Source organism: Modestobacter sp. VKM Ac-2985 (assembly GCF_026967925.1).
Classification (GTDB): domain Bacteria; phylum Actinomycetota; class Actinomycetes; order Mycobacteriales; family Geodermatophilaceae; genus Modestobacter.
The window spans coordinates 1,540,142-1,557,510 of sequence record NZ_JAPVBI010000001.1 but is presented as its reverse complement, the minus strand read 5'-3'; the positions used below and the strand labels follow the sequence as shown (position 1 = coordinate 1,557,510).

At 72.6% G+C, this 17,369-nt stretch carries 15 protein-coding genes; 9 read left to right on the top strand and 6 right to left on the bottom strand.

What is annotated here, in order from left to right; genetic code table 11:
• The first annotated feature begins 51 nt into the window (after positions 1-51).
• Both lipB and O2V61_RS07430 read left to right on the top strand, forming a co-directional pair.
• Entirely contained in the window at positions 52-693 is a 642-nt protein-coding gene (gene lipB, locus O2V61_RS07435) for a lipoyl(octanoyl) transferase LipB (RefSeq protein ID WP_269182664.1), read from the top strand.
• Positions 690-1,076 (top strand): PPOX class F420-dependent oxidoreductase, encoded by a 387-nt coding sequence (locus O2V61_RS07430; RefSeq protein ID WP_269182663.1) that lies wholly within the window; start codon positions 690-692, stop codon positions 1,074-1,076. The genes lipB and O2V61_RS07430 overlap by 4 nt, the downstream gene beginning before the upstream one ends.
• 121 nt (positions 1,077-1,197) lie before the next feature.
• Here the strand turns inward: O2V61_RS07430 and leuS are convergent, their stop codons facing one another.
• Positions 1,198-4,095, bottom strand: a complete 2,898-nt coding sequence (gene leuS / locus O2V61_RS07425) for a leucine--tRNA ligase (RefSeq protein ID WP_269182662.1) — start codon at positions 4,093-4,095, stop codon at positions 1,198-1,200.
• A 565-nt stretch (positions 4,096-4,660) separates the two neighbouring features.
• On the opposite strand from leuS, the gene O2V61_RS07420 reads away from it, so the two are divergent.
• Positions 4,661-5,830: a CDP-glycerol glycerophosphotransferase family protein gene (locus O2V61_RS07420; RefSeq protein WP_269182661.1), complete on the top strand. Its 1,170-nt coding sequence runs from the start codon at positions 4,661-4,663 to the stop codon at positions 5,828-5,830.
• A gap of 2 nt (positions 5,831-5,832) precedes the next feature.
• Positions 5,833-6,654, top strand: coding sequence for a phosphocholine cytidylyltransferase family protein (locus O2V61_RS07415; protein WP_269182660.1), 822 nt, complete (start codon positions 5,833-5,835; stop codon positions 6,652-6,654).
• A gap of 86 nt (positions 6,655-6,740) precedes the next feature.
• Here the strand turns inward: O2V61_RS07415 and O2V61_RS07410 are convergent, their stop codons facing one another.
• Positions 6,741-7,670, bottom strand: a complete 930-nt coding sequence (locus tag O2V61_RS07410; protein WP_269182659.1) for an LLM class F420-dependent oxidoreductase — start codon at positions 7,668-7,670, stop codon at positions 6,741-6,743.
• A gap of 163 nt (positions 7,671-7,833) precedes the next feature.
• Here O2V61_RS07410 and O2V61_RS07405 point away from each other — a divergent pair, with 163 nt between their 5' ends.
• From O2V61_RS07405 to O2V61_RS07395, 3 genes are all read left to right on the top strand, one after another.
• Positions 7,834-9,174: a hypothetical protein gene (locus O2V61_RS07405; protein WP_269182658.1), complete on the top strand. Its 1,341-nt coding sequence runs from the start codon at positions 7,834-7,836 to the stop codon at positions 9,172-9,174.
• Between the two features lie 103 nt (positions 9,175-9,277).
• Positions 9,278-10,276, top strand: coding sequence for a lipoyl synthase (lipA, locus tag O2V61_RS07400; RefSeq protein WP_269182657.1), 999 nt, complete (start codon positions 9,278-9,280; stop codon positions 10,274-10,276).
• Between the two features lie 85 nt (positions 10,277-10,361).
• Positions 10,362-11,225 carry a DUF4191 domain-containing protein gene (locus O2V61_RS07395; protein WP_269182656.1) on the top strand — a complete coding sequence of 288 codons (864 nt, stop codon included), beginning with the start codon at positions 10,362-10,364 and terminating at the stop codon, positions 11,223-11,225.
• 106 nt (positions 11,226-11,331) lie between these two features.
• Here O2V61_RS07395 and O2V61_RS07390 read toward each other — a convergent pair whose 3' ends face one another.
• A complete protein-coding gene (locus O2V61_RS07390; RefSeq protein WP_269182655.1) occupies positions 11,332-11,754 on the bottom strand; it encodes an RDD family protein in 423 nt (140 codons plus the stop codon).
• Between the two features lie 181 nt (positions 11,755-11,935).
• On the opposite strand from O2V61_RS07390, the gene glnA reads away from it, so the two are divergent.
• Complete coding sequence (gene glnA, locus O2V61_RS07385) at positions 11,936-13,369, top strand: type I glutamate--ammonia ligase (protein ID WP_269182654.1); 1,434 nt, start codon at positions 11,936-11,938, stop codon at positions 13,367-13,369.
• Positions 13,370-13,464: 95 nt separating this feature from the next.
• Here glnA and O2V61_RS07380 read toward each other — a convergent pair whose 3' ends face one another.
• Both O2V61_RS07380 and O2V61_RS07375 read right to left on the bottom strand, forming a co-directional pair.
• A complete protein-coding gene (locus O2V61_RS07380) occupies positions 13,465-14,301 on the bottom strand; it encodes an EAL domain-containing protein (protein WP_269182653.1) in 837 nt (278 codons plus the stop codon).
• Positions 14,302-14,321: 20 nt separating this feature from the next.
• Positions 14,322-14,699, bottom strand: a complete 378-nt coding sequence (locus tag O2V61_RS07375; RefSeq protein ID WP_269182652.1) for a GAF domain-containing protein — start codon at positions 14,697-14,699, stop codon at positions 14,322-14,324.
• Positions 14,700-14,805: 106 nt separating this feature from the next.
• On the opposite strand from O2V61_RS07375, the gene O2V61_RS07370 reads away from it, so the two are divergent.
• Positions 14,806-15,639: an alpha/beta fold hydrolase gene (locus O2V61_RS07370; RefSeq protein ID WP_269182651.1), complete on the top strand. Its 834-nt coding sequence runs from the start codon at positions 14,806-14,808 to the stop codon at positions 15,637-15,639.
• A gap of 74 nt (positions 15,640-15,713) precedes the next feature.
• Here the strand turns inward: O2V61_RS07370 and O2V61_RS07365 are convergent, their stop codons facing one another.
• Positions 15,714-17,273, bottom strand: a complete 1,560-nt coding sequence (locus O2V61_RS07365) for an AMIN-like domain-containing (lipo)protein (RefSeq protein WP_269182650.1) — start codon at positions 17,271-17,273, stop codon at positions 15,714-15,716.
• Positions 17,274-17,369 lie beyond the last annotated feature (96 nt).

The following is a 17,369-nucleotide window of genomic DNA, read 5'->3' as shown; positions in this document are numbered from 1 at the left end:
GGATCGGCGGTGGGGCACACGCGTGACGGTGCACGGCATACGCTCGGCGGCATGAGCGAGCTGGTGGTCGTACGAGCAGGTCTGGTGCCCTACGAGCAGGCCTGGGCGCAGCAGCGCGAGCTGCACGAGCAGCGCGTCGCCGGCACCGGCCCGGACACCCTGCTGCTGCTGGAGCACCCGCCCGTCTACACCGCGGGCAAGCGGACGGAGCCGCATGAGCGGCCCTTCGACGGCACCCCGGTGATCGACGTGGACCGCGGCGGCAAGATCACCTGGCACGGCCCCGGCCAGCTGGTCGGGTACCCGATCGTCGCGCTGCCCGACCCGGTCGACGTGGTCGCCCACGTACGCCGGCTGGAGCGCGCCCTGATGGAGGTCTGCGGCACCTTCGGTCTGGCCACCGAGCAGGTCGAGGGTCGCAGCGGCGTGTGGGTCCGGGCCGACGAGCGCGGCCCGGACCGGAAGATCGCCGCCATCGGCGTCCGCGTCGCCCGGGGCGTGACGATGCACGGTTTCGCGCTGAACTGCGACCCGGACATGGCCGCCTTCACCAACATGGTGCCGTGCGGGATCCCCGACGCCGGGGCGACCTCGCTGAGCGTCGAGCTCGGCCGCGACGTCACCGTCGCCCAGGTCATCGACACGGTCGAGACCGCGATGCGCCGCGCGCTCACCCGCACCCCCGTCGCGTGAGCCGACTCCCCACCAGCCGCTACGTCAGCCTCACCACCTTCCGGCGCACCGGCGAGCCGGTGGCGACCCCGGTCTGGGCAGCACCCGACGGCGATGCGCTCGTGGTCTGGACGCGGGCGGACTCGGGCAAGGTGAAGCGGCTCCGACACACGAGTCGGGTCACCGTCGCCCCGTGTGACATGCGCGGTCGGCTCGAGGGCCCGGCCGTCGACGCTGTCGCCGAGTTCCTCGACCGAGCCGAGTGGTCCCGTGCGCGGGGTGCCCTCGCCCGGCGCTACGGCTGGCAGTGGCGGATCACCTACGGCACCTCCCGCATCGCGGCGCGGGTCACGCACCGCGGACGGGAACGTCAGACGATGATCCGCATCACCCCCGCCACCTGAGGCCCCTCGGCCCCGTGCCGGTCCCCCTGCACCACTGGCTGTCCTCCCGCACCAGCGTTGATGCGGGAGGACAGTGTTCGATCAGGTCACCTGATCACTGCTGAGCGGGAGGCGGCGGTGATCAGCCCAGGACGAAGTTGACCAGCCGGCCCGGCACCGCGACCACCCGGCGCACGGTCGCGCCCTCGAGGTAGCCGGCGATCCGCTCGTCCGCCCGGGCCGCCGCCTCCAGCGCCGCGGCGTCCGCGTCGGCCGGGACGGCCACCTGTGCCCGCACCTTGCCGTTGACCTGCACGGCGACCTCCACCGTGTCGTCGACCAGCCACTGCGGATCCGCCACCGGGAACGACGCCCAGGCCACGGAGCCGGTGTGCCCCAGCCGGGACCACAGCTCCTCGGCCAGGTGCGGGGCCAGTGGCGCGACCAGCAACACGAGGGCCTCGGCGACCGAGCGGGGCACCGGCGTCCCGGGCGGGCAGGCCGAGGTCAGGTGGTTGGTCAGCTCGGTGATCCGGGCGATGGCGATGTTGAACCGCAGCGTCGTCATGCCGTCGCGCACGGCCTCGATCGCCCGGTGCAGGGCGCGCGAGGTGTCGTCGTCCGGCTCGACGTCGGCGGCGCGCGCCGCCCCGGACTCCTCGTCGACGACGACCCGCCATACCCGCTGCAGCAGCCGCTGCGACCCGACCGCGGCCTTGGTCTCCCAGGGCCGGGACTGGTCCAGCGGCCCGGTCGACATCTCGTAGACCCGGAAGGTGTCCGCACCGAACATGGCGATCATCTCGTCCGGCGTGACCACGTTCTTCAGGCTCTTGCCCATCTTCCCGTACTCCCGGGTCACCAGCTCGCCGTGGTACCGGAACTGGCCGCCCTCCTCGACCACCTCGGCTGCGGGCACGTGGAAGCCGCGGGCATCGGTGTAGGCGAAGGCGGAGATGTAGCCCTGGTTGACCAGCCGGCGGAACGGCTCCTCGCTGGACACGTGGCCCAGGTCGAAGAGCACCTTGTGCCAGAACCGGGCGTACAGCAGGTGCAGCACCGCGTGCTCGACACCACCGACGTACAGGTCGACGCCGCCGACGTCACCGGGCTCCCGCGGGCCCATCCAGTAGGCCTCCAGCTCCGGGTCGACGAACCGCTCGTCGTCACCCGGGTCCAGGTACCGCAGGTGGTACCAGCACGAACCGGCCCAGTTGGGCATCGTGTTCGTCTCGCGCCGGTAGCGCCGCGGCCCGTCGCCCAGGTCCAGCTCCACCGTCGTCCACTCGGTGGCCCGGGACAGCGGCGGCTCGGGCTGGGAGTCGGCGTCGTCGTCGGCGAACGTGGTGGGCGAGTAGTCGTCGACGTCGGGCAGCAGCACCGGCAGCATCGACTCCGGGACGGCGATCGGCAGGTCGGCGTCCTCGCCGTCGGTCGCATAGACGACCGGGAACGGCTCGCCCCAGTAGCGCTGCCGGCTGAACAGCCAGTCCCGCAGCTTGTAGGTGGTCGTGGCCTCGCCGGCGCCGGTGGCGACCAGCCACTCGGTGACCTTGGCGATCGCGGCGGCCTTGTCCAGCCCGTCCAGGGACAGCTGCTCGTTCGAGCTGTTGATCATCGGCCCGGTGCCGGTGTACGCGCCGCCGTCGAAGTCGGCCGGCGGCTGCACGGTGCGGACGACGGGCAGCCCGAACTCACTCGCGAAGTCCCAGTCGCGGGCGTCCTCACCCGGCACCGCCATGATCGCTCCGGTGCCGTAGCCGGTCAGCACGTAGTCGGCGATGAAGACCGGCAGGTCGGCTCCGGTCAGCGGGTTGCGCGCGGTGACGCCCAGCCAGACCCCGGTCTTCTCCCGGCCCTCGGCCTGCCGGTCCAGCTCCGAGCGGCGGGACGCCTGCCGCTGGTAGGCGGCGACCGCTTCGGCCGGGGTGTCCGCACCCGCGGCCCAGCGCGGGTCAGTGCCCTCGGGCCACCGGTCGGCGGTCAGTTCGCCGACCAGCGGGTGCTCGGGGGCCAGCACCAGGTAGGTGGCGCCGAACAGGGTGTCCGGCCGGGTGGTGAAGACCTCGACGGTCTCGCCCGACACGGGGAACCGCACCCGGGCACCGGTCGAGCGGCCGATCCAGTTGCGCTGCATCTGCTTCAACGAGTCCGACCAGTCCAGCCGGTCCAGGTCGGTCAGCAGCCGCTCGGCGTAGGAGGTGATCCGCATCATCCACTGGGTCAGCGGACGACGGAACACCGGGAAGTTGCCCCGCTCGGACCGCCCGTCCGGGGTGACCTCCTCGTTGGACAGCACCGTGCCCAGCCCGGGGCACCAGTTCACCGGCGCCTGGTGCAGGTACGCCAGCCGGTGGGCGTCCACGACCCGGCGGCGCTCGACGTCGGACAGCTGCACCCAGGTGCGGCCCTCCGGCAGGGTGCCCTCGGCGGGCTCGCGGGTGCCGGCGTCCAGCTCGGTGACCAGCTCGCTGATCGGACGGGCCCGGTCCGTCTCCGGGTCGAACCACGCCTCGAAGATCTGCCGGAAGATCCACTGGGTCCACTTGTAGTAGCCCGGGTCGATCGTGGCGAAGGTGCGGCGGGGATCGTGGTCGACGCCCAGCCGGCGCAGCTGGGCGCTGATCGCGGCGATGTTCGCCTCGGTCGTGACGCGGGGGTGCTGCCCGGTCTGCACGGCGAACTGCTCGGCCGGCAGGCCGAAGGCGTCGTAGCCCATCGGGTGCAGCACGTTGTGGCCGTCCATCCGCAGGAAGCGGCTGGTGACGTCGGTGCCCAGGTAGCCCAGCGGGTGCCCGACGTGCAGCCCGGCACCCGAGGGGTACGGGAACATGTCCATCAGGAAGGCCTTGGGCCGGTCGGCCACCCGGTCGAAGCCCTCGCTCAGCCGGCCGACCGGGTTGGGCGTGTGGAACGTGCCCTCAGCCTCCCACCGGTCCTGCCAGGCGAGCTCGATCTCGTTCGCCAGCGCCGGGGTGTATCGGTGCGGCGGCACTCCGTCGGCGGTGGGCTCGGTGTGCTGGCTGGCCGTCTGGCTCATCGTCGGTGCTCCCACGGGAAGGATCTGGCGGCGGACAGAAAAAGACCCCTCACACAGGAGGGGTCGCCGTGCTGGTCTGGATCAGGTCAGATCAGCACGGCTGGGGAAGCAGGAGTCCGCCGGTCACGCAGCCGATCCTAGCGCGCCGCCACGGCCCCCCACCTCGACGGCGGGGTCCTCCACGCCGTAGCCTGCAGTGGCTCGACTGCGGACGGGCGAGGAGATCCAGCGGGGACGGCCCCGGCGGGACGACCGCTGCCCGCACGCACCGGGACGTCGAGGTCCACCGGGACTCAGCAGCGCCGCTCGGCACGCGGCAGCGCGACCGGAGGACCAGCCCCGGTGCCGGCCGGGTGCACCGCCGCCCCGAATCGGTGCAGTGGCGCACCCGGACGCACCACAGCACCGCAACAGGACGCACCGCACTGCCCCGCTGGCGCCAGCAGAGGCCGCACCCGTGGCCGGTCGGTCACCGCGCACACGCACCGGTCGAGCCGGACCGACGGAAGAGGAGTGAGTGCATGACAGAACGCCCAGGCCCGCAGCGGGCCACGAGGTGCACCCGATGCCGGGTGACCGCACCCTCCTCCGTCCGGAGCCGACGACGGTGAAGGTCGTCTTCAACAGCTTCGGCGGCCGGTACAACGACAACCCGCGGGCGATCTACGAGGCCCTCCTGGCGCGCGGCACCGAGATGGACGCCGTCTGGCTGGCCCGCCCCGAGCTGCGCGGCGACTTCCCGGCCGGGGTGCACACCGAGGAGCACTGGGGCCCCGGCGCCCGAGCGGCCCTGGAGTCCGCCGACGTCATCGTCTCCAACGACGGCCTGTCCCGGGAGTGGGACAAGCAGCCGACGACGACCTACCTGCAGACCTGGCACGGCACGCCGCTCAAGCGGCTGCACCGGGACGCGGTCTGGGCGCCGGAAGGCCGCCTGGAGATGGTGATGCGGGACATCGCCCGCTGGGACCACCTGCTCTCCCCCAACGCGGCGAGCACGCCGCACCTGCGCAGCGCGTTCGGTTTCGACGGGCCGGTGCACGAGACCGGCTACCCGCGCAACGACGTGCTCAGCGCACCGGACCGGGACCGCCGCCGCGCCCGGGTGCGGGAGTCCCTCGGGATCGCCGAGCACGTGACGGCGGTGCTCTACGCGCCGACCTGGCGGGACGACCTGGTGCTCAGCGACGACGGTCCGGCGCACTCGTTCCCGGTCGACCTGGGCGACCTGGCGCGTGGCCTCGGCCCGGATCACGTGCTGCTGGTCCGACTGCACGCGATGGTGTCCGACCAGCTCGTGGTCCAGGGCCCGGCGCCGCTCGTGGACGTGTCCCGGTACCCCGACATCAGCGAGCTCTACCTGGCCGCCGACGTCCTGGTCACCGACTACTCCTCGACGATGTTCGACTTCGCCGTCACCGGGAAGCCGATCGTGCACTTCACCTACGACCTGGAGCACTACCGCGACGACCTGCGGGGCTTCTACTTCGACCTCGCCGAGATCGCCCCGGGCCCGCTGCTGACCACCAGCGACGAGGTGCTGGCGGCCATCGCCCGGCTCGGCGACCGCCCATGGGAGCCCTCGGCGCGGTACAACCGGTTCCGGGAGCGCTTCTGCTCCCTGGAGGACGGTTCGGCCACCGAGCGGGTGCTCCAGCTGTTCTTCCCCCCGGACGGCCACCCCGGCCGGCCGGGCGCCACCCCCGTGCCCACGAACGACGAACCGAGGAGATGAGCATGCGCACTGCTGACCCGATCCTGACCGGGGGCCGCGATCAGCGGTCGCGTTCCCTGGTCTCCGTCCCCGCCGCCGACCCGGTCATCACCGCCCCCCAGGTGGTCGTGCTCGCCGCTGGCATGGGCACCCGGCTGGGCCGCAAGCTGCCCAAGCCGCTGACGCCGTTGATGGACGGCCGCAGCATCATGCAGCAGCAGCTGGACGGCATCCGCGCCGTCTTCGGCGACGCCGCCCCGATCACCGCGGTGGTGGGCTACCGGGCCAAGGCCGTCATGCGCGCGCAGCCGGACCTGCTGTTCGCGTTCAACCCCGACTTCGCCGTGACCAACACGTCGCAGAGCCTGCTGCGCGCCCTGCGCAGCTCGCAGGCCGGCGGCGTGCTCTGGCTGAACGGTGACGTGGTGTTCGACCCGGCCGTGCTCGACCACGCCGCGCCCCTGGTGCAGGCGGACCAGAGCTTCGTCTGCGTGGACACCTCCACGGTGGCCGACGAGGAGGTCAAGTACGCCCTCGACGGCGACGGGTTCATCCGCGAGCTGTCCAAGACCGTGGTCGGTGGTCTCGGTGAGGCGGTCGGGATCAACTACGTGTCCGGTGCGGACAAGCCGGCGCTGATCGAGCAGCTGGCGGCCTGCGAGGCCTCCGACTACTTCGAGCGCGGCATGGAGCTGGCGATCCAGCGGTCGGGCGTGCGCTTCCAGCCGCTGGACATCTCCCGGTTCTCCGCCGTGGAGATCGACTTCGACGACGACCTGCAGCGGGCGAACACCTGGCTGGGCTCCCGGGCGGCGCTGGAGCCGTTCGCCTCCGAGCTGGGCTGAGGCCCCGGCGTCCCGCCCGTCCTCGTGGACGGGCGGGCGCCGCTGTGCTCCTCAGCTGCCGCTGTGCTGCTCAGCTGCCGCTGTGCTCACGCCAGCTGAGGGGCGACCTCGGCCGCCACCAGGTCCAGGTGGTCGAGGTCGGTCAGGTCCAGGACCTGCAGGTACACCCGGCTCGCCCCGGCCTCGGCGTACCGGCCGAGGGTGTCCACGGCCTCGGCCGGCGTGCCGGCGACCCCGTGGGCCCGGAGTTCCGCCACGTCCCGGCCGATGGCGGCGGCGCGGCGGGCCAGCTCCGACTCGTCCCGGCCGACGCAGAGCACCAGGGCGGAGCTGTGGACCAGCTCGCCGGGGTCACGGCCGACCTCCGCGCAGGCGTCCCGGACGCCGGCGAACAGCCGGACGTTGTCCTCGACGGAGGCGAAGGGCACGTTGAACTCGGCCGCGTACCTCGCCGCCAGCCGCGGGGTGCGCTTCTTGCCGCTGCCACCGACCAGGATCGGGACGCCGCCGGGCTGCACCGGCTTGGGCAGCGCCGGGGAGCCGGACAGCTGGTAGTGCTCGCCGGTGAAGTCGAAGGTCTCCCCCACCGGGGTGCCCCAGAGGCCGCTGATGACGGCGAGCTGCTCCTCGTAGCGGTCGAACCGCTCCCCCACCTCGGGGAAAGGGATGCCGTAGGCGCTGTGTTCGGCGGCGAACCAGCCCGAGCCGATGCCCAGCTCCACCCGCCCGCCGCTCATCTGGTCGACCTGGGCCACCGAGATGGCCAGCGGCCCGGGCAGCCGGAACGTCGCCGCCGTCATCAGGGTGCCGAGCCGGATCCGGGAGGTCTCCCGGGCGAGACCGGCCAGGGTGACCCAGGCGTCGGTCGGGCCCGGCAGCCCGTCCCCGCCCATGGTCAGGTAGTGGTCGGACCGGAAGAAGGCGTCGAAGCCGGTCTCCTCGGTGCGCCGGGCCACCGCGAGCAGGTCGTCGTAGGTGGCGCCCATCTGGGGTTCGGTGAAGATCCGTAGCTGCACCAGATGGAAGGTAGTCAGCGCAGCTGTCCGCTGCTGGCCACCCAGCACCCCCGCCTGCCGGGCGGATTCGGGTCCGCCACCGGACCGGGTGAGGGTTCAGGGTGTGCCCGGCGGCGGCAACGGGCAGGATGATCGCCGAAGCGATCAACTCGGAGGTGCTGGAGTGTTCCGCAAGAAGAGCTCGACAGAGGTCATCGGGACCGAGTTGCAAGAGGGGTTCGCCCACATCGGCGCGGCGGTCACCGAGGCCCGTCGGGCGACGGCGGAGCAGCTCGCCCCGCAGGTGGCAGCCGCGACCAAGGCCGCGCAGAGCGCCTACGCCGCGGACGTGGCCCCGCGGGTCGGGGCAGCCGTGGCCGCCCTCGCGCCCCAGCTGGACGCGGCCCGGGAGGTGCTCGTCCCGCGGCTGGAGGCGGCGCAGAAGAGCCTCGCGCCGCACATCGACGCGGCACAGAAGGCCTATGAGAAGGACCTGGTGCCCCGTCTCGACGCGGCGACCCGGGCCGCTCGGGCGAACCTCGAGGTCGCGGTGGCCAGCGCGGTCCCCCGGCTCGAGGCCGCCCGCGAGGCCAGCGGCCCGGCCTTCGAGGCCGCCGCCAAGTCGGCGCGGGCCAACCTGGAGTCGGCGATCGCCGCCGCGGCACCGCGGATCGAGGCGGCTCGCGGCGCAGCCGGCCCCGCGCTGGACAACGCCCGGGCCGGCCTGGCCAGCGGCGTCGAGGCGGCACGGGCCCAGCTGGACGCCCGTGGGGCCGACCTCGCCGCCGGTGCCGCGACCCTCGGTGCGGCCACCGCGAAGCAGGGCGACAAGGTGCGCCAGGACGCCACGGCTGCCGCCGAGGCCGCCCGCGCCCAGGCCGCGCTGCGGGTCGCGGCGGTGCGCGCCGCGACCGAGAGCAACCGCAAGGCCGCCGGCAAGAAGGCCGACAAGCTGGGCAAGAAGGCCGACAAGCTGTCCAAGAAGGCGGCCAAGCGGCGCGCCGAGCTGGAGAAGGCCGCCGGCCGGGCCAGCAAGGAGGCCAGCAAGCGGACCGCGAAGACCGTCACGTCGGTCAAGCGGCGCGTCGGTGTCGAGCCCACCCCCCGGCGCTGGCCGTGGGTGGTCGGCGTCCTCGCCGTCCTGGCTGCGGTCGCCGTGGTGCTGCGCAAGACGATGAAGTCGACCGACCCCTGGACCCCGGCGCCGACCGGCGATGGTCCCGTGCCCAGCTACCGAGAGGACCCCGTGCCCACCTCCCCGAGCACCCCCGCAGGCGGAACCGAGAGCCCCGAGGCCCAGGGCAAGACCGTCTCCACGGCCGAGAACGCCGTCGGGGACGCGACCCCGCCCGACAGCGACCTCGGCGCGCAGACCGCGCAGCCCGCGTCCGGTCCTGGCGAGTCCAGCAACCAGGAGCGGCCGGACACCGCCACCGGCACGAAGGACGCCGGCGACGCCCCGTCGAAGACGGCGGGCCCGGCCGACACCCCGTCCAGCCTGGGCAAGATGCCCAGCGAGGACTGATCTCCCGCACCACCCCGTCTCGAGGGCCCAGCCGATCCGGCTGGGCCCTCGAGCCGTCTCCGGGCCCGGGAGCCGTGGCCGGCACCGGAGTACCGTGCTGGACATGAGCCTGGGCATGGAGGAGGCAGCCACGACTGCAGGGCCGGAGGCCCCGGCGACGTCCTCGCCGATCGAACCGGCCGGCCGCAAGCTGCTGCGCCTGGAGGTCCGCAACAGCCAGACGCCGATCGAGCGCAAGCCCGAGTGGATCAAGACCAAGCTCAAGACCGGCCCGGAGTACACCGAGCTGAAGTCGCTGGTCAAGCGCGAGGGCCTGCACACGGTGTGCGAGGAGGCCGGCTGCCCCAACATCTACGAGTGCTGGGAGGACCGCGAGGCCACCTTCCTCATCGGCGGTGACCAGTGCACCCGGCGCTGCGACTTCTGCCAGATCGACACCGGCAAGCCCGCGGACTTCGACGCCGACGAGCCCCGCCGGGTCGCCGAGAGCGTGGCCACCATGGGCCTGCGCTACGCCACGATCACCGGCGTCGCCCGCGACGACCTCCCCGACGGCGGAGCGTGGCTGTACGCCGAGACGGTGCGCCAGATCCACCAGCAGATCCCCGGCTGCGGTGTCGAGCTGCTCATCCCCGACTTCAACGCCGAGCCCGACCAGCTGGCCGAGGTGTTCTCCTCCCGGCCGGAGGTGCTGGCGCACAACGTGGAGACGGTGCCCCGCATCTTCAAGCGGATCCGCCCGGGCTTCCGTTTCGAGCGCTCGCTGTCGGTGATCACCGCAGCCCGCGACGCCGGCCTGGTCACCAAGTCCAACCTGATCCTGGGCATGGGCGAGGAGCCGCACGAGGTCGTGGAGACCATGCAGGCGCTGCACGACGCCGGCTGTGACCTGCTCACGATCACCCAGTACCTGCGGCCCAGCGTCCGGCACCACCCCGTCGTCCGGTGGGTCAAGCCCGACGAGTTCGTCGGCTTCGCCGCCGAGGCGGAGCGGATCGGCTTCCCCGGCGTCCTGGCCGGACCGCTGGTGCGCAGCTCCTACCGCGCCGGCCGGCTGTACCAGCAGGCCGCCGAGGCCCGCGGGCTCACCGTCACCCGCTGAGTTCGTCGTCCGGCTCACGACAGGGGCCCCGCCGCGAGCCCGCGCGTGGCGGGAGGTGACCGGTCCTCGGACTATCCTGGGCCGCATGGCACGCAGCAGGTCCACCGACACCTCCGCCCCCGCCGGCGCCGCAGGCCGCGGGCCGGCCGGCGCACCGCCCGGGCGCGGCACCAAGGGCTCGACCGCGGTCGGCGCTCCTGCCGCGACGGGCAAGGGCCGTCGGGGCAGGAAGCCCAAGCTGGGCAAGGACGGGCAGCCGAAGGTCTCGCGGCTGGCCAAGCTGAAGCGGCAGGCCGGGATGATCCGGCAGGCCTATTCGATGACGTACAAGAACGACCCGAAGCTGCCCTGGATCATGCTCATCGTCTTCGTGGCGGTGGCCGGCGTGGTGGAGCTGGTCGGCATCCTGCTCAGCTCGCCGTTCCTCTTCCTCCCGTTCGCGATCCTGCTCGGCCTGCTCGGGGCGATGATCGTCTTCGGCCGCCGGGCGCAGGGGTCGGCCTACCGGCAGGTCGAGGGCCGGCCGGGTGCCGCGTCCTGGGTGCTCGAGGGCATGCGCGGGGACTGGCGGGTGAGCTCCGGCGTCGCCGGCAACCGTGAGCTGGACTCCGTCCACCGGGTGCTCGGCCGGCCGGGCATCGTGCTGGTCGGTGAGGGCGACCCGCAGCGGGTCCGCAGCCTGATCGCCGCCGAGAAGCGCCGGATCGCCAAGGTCGTCGGCGACACCCCGATCTACGACGTGACCGTCGGCGACGGGGAGGGTCAGGTGCCGCTGAAGAAGCTCAGCGCCCACGTGATGAAGCTGCCGCGCAACCTGGACGGCGGCGAGGTCAACGCCCTCGGCAAGCGGATGTCGGCGCTCGGTGGCCCGCGCCCGCCGGTGCCGGGCGGGCCGCTCCCCGGCGGCCGCCAGATGTCGGTCAGCCAGCGGCAGGTCCGCCGCCGCTGAGCAGCACACCACGTACCGCAGAACGCCCCCGAGCCGGTCGGCTCGGGGGCGTTCTCACGTCTCGGGTGGGTGCCGGGCCGCGCAGCCGGCGGTGCAGCGAGCGCGGTCAGCGATCGCGGATGACGGCGGTACCGGTCCACCGGTCGTGCAGGCCCCGGCCGTCGACGTCGACGACCAGCGCCGGGACCAGCAAGATGAGCAGCCCGGTGCGCACCACCGCCCGCCAGAGCGGGAGTCGCCGCTCCGGCTCCCGGTGGGCCAGCCGCAGGCCGAGCAGCCGCATGCCCGGGGTCTGGCCGGCCAGCACCAGGAAGACCACGGTGATCAGCGCGAAGGCCAGCAGGCTCCAGTTGCGCGGCAGCTGCGGTGCGGTGAACAGGCCGGCGACCAGCGCCGCGGCCAGCGCGTCGACGACGAAGGCGACCACCCGCTGCCCGAAGGACGCCAGCGAGCCGAGGCCGGTGCCGGGCAGCCCCAGTGCGGCGCCCCGGGGGCGCTCCTGAGAGGGTTGAGCGTCGTCGCCGGCCACTCCACCAGCGTAGTGAAAGGACCTCCTGCCTCTCGTCACTCGCACGCTCGCAGCGGGTCACGGCAGGAGTCCGACGCGACACGCCAGGAGTGGTGTTACCGCGACGAAACACAAGAGACACCCCGGAGCAACCCCGCGCTCGTAACTTGCGGGTGGCTTTCCGTCCACTCCCGGAGGATCGATGTTCAACAGTCCCGAAGAGGTCACCGCTTACATCCGCGACAACGACGTGAAGTTCGTCGACGTCCGGTTCTGCGACCTCCCTGGCGTCATGCAGCACTTCACCATCCCCGCGGAGACCTTCGGGCCTGACACCTTCGCCGACGGCCTGGGCTTCGACGGCTCGTCCATCCGCGGGTTCCAGGCGATCAACGAGTCCGACATGCTGCTGCTGCCCGACGCGAGCAGCGCCTTCGTCGACCCGTTCCGCATCCACAAGACGCTGAACATCAACTTCTTCATCCACGACCCGATCACGCGCGAGGCCTACAGTCGCGACCCGCGCAACGTGGCGAAGAAGGCCGAGGCCTACCTGGCGGCCAGCGGCATCGCCGACACCGCGTACTTCGGCCCCGAGGCCGAGTTCTACGTCTTCGACTCGGTACGCCACGGCACCTCGATCAACGAGGGCTTCTACCACGTCGACGCGGTCGAGGGCTCCTGGAACACCGGGTCGCTCACCGGCGAGAACGGCGGCCCGAACCTGGGCTACAAGACCCGGCCCAAGGGCGGGTACTTCCCGGTCGAGCCCTACGACCACCAGAGCGACCTGCGCTCCACGATGATGGTCAACCTCGCCAACGCCGGGCTCGAGCTCGAGCGTGGTCACCACGAGGTCGGCACCGGCGGCCAGGCGGAGATCAACTACAAGTTCGACACGCTGCTGCGCTCGGCCGACAGCCTGATGCTCTTCAAGTACATCGTGAAGAACACCGCCTGGGCAGCCGGCAAGTCGGCCACCTTCATGCCGAAGCCGCTGTTCGGCGACAACGGCTCGGGCATGCACTGCCACCAGAGCCTCTGGAAGGACGGCGAGCCGCTCTTCCACGCCGAGACCGGTTACGCGGGGCTGTCCGACATGGCCCGGCACTACATCGGTGGCCTGCTGGCCCACGCCCCGTCGCTGCTGGCCTTCACCAACCCGACGGTCAACAGCTACCACCGGTTGGTGCCCGGCTACGAGGCGCCGATCAACCTGGTCTACTCCGCGCGCAACCGGTCGGCGTGCACGCGCATCCCGATCTCCGGGGACAGCCCGAAGGCCAAGCGCATCGAGTTCCGGGTGCCCGACCCGTCGGCCAACCCCTACCTCGCCTTCTCGGCGATGCTGATGGCCGGCCTCGACGGCGTCAAGAACAAGATCGAGCCCCCGGCACCGATCGACAAGGACCTCTACGAGCTGCCGCCCGAGGAGGCCCTCGGCATCGAGAAGGTGCCGGCGTCGCTGGACGCGGTGCTCGACCGGCTCGAGGTCGACCACGACTACCTGCTCGACGGTGGCGTGTTCACCTCCGACCTGATCGAGACCTGGATCGAGTACAAGCGGGAGAACGAGATCGACCCGATCCGGCTCCGCCCGCACCCGCACGAGTTCGCGATGTACTACGACATCTGATCGACGGGGCCGTCACCGGCCCTGACATGCACGACAGCGCAGCCCCCGCCGGTCTCCCGGCGGGGGCTGCGCTGTTCGTGGGCTGCTCGAGACGCTCACCCGGCCGGCGCGGGCACCGCCGGGTCCTCCGCGGTCCGGGCGCGCGGGACCTGTACCGACGGTGCGGCGACCGCGGCACCGGGGTGCTCGGGACGCCCGAAGTGCCAGCCCTGCCCGAGGTCCACCGCGAGGCCGCGGAGCGCCGCCGCCTCGGCAGCGGTCTCGATGCCCTCGGCCACGACGCTCGCCCCGCAGCCGTGCCCGAACTCGACCAGGGAGCCGACCAGCCGGGTGAGCACCGGGTCGGCGTCGATGCCGGAGACGATGCTGCGGTCCAGCTTGATCACGTCCGGTGCGGTGATGACGATGTGCCGCAGCGAGGAGAACCCAGCACCGACGTCGTCGATGGCCAGGCGCATCCCACGAGCCCGGAACGGGCTCAGCACGGCGGCCAGGGCGGCGTAGTCGGCCACCTGGTCGTGCTCGGAGAGCTCGAGCAGCACCCGGTCCAGCGGCAGGGTCTCCATCAGTGCTGCGAACCCCGGCTCCAGCAGCGTCGCCGGGGAGATGTTCATGGCGACGTACCCCTGGACGACGCCCAGGTGGTCCGCCGCCCGGCGCAGCGCCAGCAGTTCCAGCTCGTGCCCCAGCCCCACGCTGTGCGCCTCCTCGAAGCACACGTCCGGCGGCTTGCCCCACGATGCGGGGAACCGGCTGAGCGCCTCGGACCCGACCCGCAGCCCGGTGGCCAGGTCGACGATGGGCTGCAGGAGGACGACCGGCCCCCCGCTGGAGAGCACCGGCTCCAGTCGGCCCAGCAACTCGGTCCGCCACTCCCGCTCGCGCACCGAGGGCTCGATGAGCACGGCGGCTGCCGAGGCGAGCACGGTCATCAACGACTGGTCCCGCCTGGTCAGCCCTTGTCCGTGGTGAGACCGGCGGCGCAGAAGGTGCCGTAGAGCTCGCCGTCGCTGAGCACGACGGGCACGGAGACGAAGCTGCGGATCCTCGGCAGCCGGGCGGCCGGCAACGCCATCGCCACCGGGTGCTGCCGGACGTCGGGGATCACCGCCGGCAGCTCGCCGTCCAGGATCGCCTGGCAGAAGGTCGTCTCCTGGCGCTGCTGGTTGCCCTCCTGGAACAGGAAGGGCACCGAGGACTCGACGACCTCCAGGTGCTGGGTCGTCCCGTCCAGCCGGCTGAGGAAGGCCACGGAGAGCTGCAGCGACTCCTTCGCGGTCCGGAGCAGCTCGGCGACCTTCTGGTCGGCTTCCGACCGTCTCTTCTTCACGTGCACTCCTCGTGGCCTGTGCCCGTCTCATCGGCCGCGGTCGCCCCGAGCTCAAGCACCTCACCCGAAGGGGTCAGATCGGGCATCGACGGGCACTGGAGCCCGCATGGACCTCCCGATCGGAGAGACCCGGCTCATCCCGGTCGGCGACAGCCCGGTGAACGTCTGGACGGCCGGTGACGACGGTCCCACCGTCCTGCTCGTCCACGGCATCCCGACCAACCACCGGCTCTGGTGGGACGTCGTCCCGGTCGTGGCGCAGCGCGCCCGGGTGCTGGCCGTGGACATGGCCGGCTACGGCGACTCCCCCGCTCCCGACGGGCAGCCGGTGGACCTCGCCGCCCAGGCCGCCCGGTTGCTCGGCCTGCTCGACGCCCTCGACCTGGACCGGGTGATCGTGGTGGGACACGACCTCGGTGGCGGTGTCGCGCAGATCCTCGCCACGACGGCGAGCACACGCATCGCCGGCCTGGGCGTCGTCGACGGCGTCTGCTACGACGCGTGGCCGGTGCCGCTGGTGCGGGCGATGAAGGCCGGCTGGCCACTGGTCCGGCAGCTGCCCCCCGCAGCCCTGGGGACGGCGCTGCGGCCGGCGCTGCGCACGCTGTTCGCCCACCAGGAGCGCGCGACGCCCTTCCTGGACCGGTTCGTCGAGCCCTGGGAGCGGCCGGACGGACCCCGGCTGCTGAGCCGGCACCTCCGCTCCCTGGACTCCGTCTACACCCAGACGGTCGCCCCGTTCCTGCCGCGCCTCACCGTCCCGGCCGAGGTCGTCTGGGGCCGGCAGGACCACCAGATGAAGCCGGAACACGGCCAGCGGCTGGCGGACGATCTGCCCGGTGCCCGGCTCACCTGGGTCGACGACGCCAGCCACTTCGTCCCGGGGGATCGCCCCGACGTGGTGGCGGAGGCGGTGCTGCGGCTGGTCGACCGCGCCTGACCCGGCACGGAGAACGGCCCGCCTCCTCGCGGAGACGGGCCGTCACCCGCACGCCGGTCAGCCCGCTCTGCAGATCAGCCCTGGTTGCCGGCCGAGATGTCCAGGGTGTGCACCATGTGGTCCAGGACCCGGACGTTCCGGTCGTAGTCGAATCCCGACAGCCCCACGGTGTTCACCACCAGCGTGGCGGCGCCGTCCGGACCACCGGCACCCAGGTCGATCAGGTAGGTGGTGATCGGGGTGCCCTCCGGCCACAGGCCCTCACCGGTCGAGGTGCGCTGGACCCGGACGCCCTGCCGCCCGTCGACGATGGTGCCGCTGCGGCTCTCCTCCGCGCCCTCCTGCGGCGCGCTGACCCGGGCGTACGGGACCGGCTCCACCGAGGCGGAGATCGGCGCCGTCCGGACGTCGGTCCCCTCGGTCAGGGTGAACGGTTCGGGAGCGAACCGGGAGCAGGGCGGCAGCACGTCACCGGCGTTGGTCGACCAGGACCCGGGGTAGCTGATCGCGAAGCCGTCCGGGTGCTCGCACCGGTTGCCGAGGTCGACCGGCGACAGCCCGTCCTGGGCCAGCACGTCGACGACGATGCGCTGCGGCGAGGAGAGCCGGGACACCGCGAACGGCCGCTCCGCGTCGAGCCCGGCGAAGAACGTGTACTGGCCCTCGAAGAGGGTGTCCTCCACCAGTGCCTGCAGGACCGATGCCCCGGGCACCTGCTGCTGATCGGGGCCGTCCCAGGGCTGCACGCCCTCCGGGGCGTCGGCGGGGAGTGCGATGTTGGTCAGGGTGATGCCCAGGGTGGCGTCCCCCGGCACGTCGATGGGCGCACCGGAGCCCTGTGCCCGCGGGTCGTCGGTGTACCCGATCCGCCAGCCGGCCGCCCCCTCACCGGCGACCTCGAAGACCATCCGGTCGAAGCCGGGGTGGGCCCCCAGCCGGACGTCGGTGACCGCCACCGGTTCCCCGGCCCCGGAGACCACGGAGTCCGCGACGTCCCCGGCCCCGATCGGCTCGATCGACTCCGCCGGGTCCTGGTACAGGTCCACGACCAGCCGGGTCGGGTCCTCCAGCACCGCGACGCCGAAGGGCACGCGCTGCTCCAGCCCGATCGTCCAGGCCAGCTGGCCCTCGAAGTCGCCGGTCTCGACCACCTCGGTGACGACGGCGCCGTCGGACGGGGCGACCCGGTCCGGACCGGTGTAGGTCTCCCGCGGCTCGGAGCCGGACAGGTCCACGCCGCTGGCGGGCGCGACCCGCACCTCGAGGAACGCCTGACCGGGCACCGCGACCTCGGCGCCGGAGCCGTCCTCGGTGATCGGGGGCTCGACGTAGGACACCCGGTACCCGGGTATCGCGTCGCCGGCGAACTCGAGGACGACGCGGTCGAAGCCGTCGTGCCCAGCGGTCCGCACGCCGGTCAGGTACGCCGTCGGCCCGGTCACGTCAGGGAAGCCGCCCGCCTGCACCGGGTCGGTGCCCGGCGTGCCCACGGGTTGGAGCCCGGTCGGCGGTGCCTGGTCCCCGGCGGACGGCACCGGGGTGGGTGGTGCGGGCGGCGGTGCGGTGGTGGCACCGCCCACCAGCCCGCTGGCCGCCAGCAGTGCAGCCGAGGAGAGAGCGAGGAAGGTGTTCATGAGACAGACCCCGATTCGATCGTGGTTGTGTCGTTCATGTCCTGTGGCCCTTGCCACTCCACATGGCCGCAAACGTGGATCGGGGACGTTCTCCGG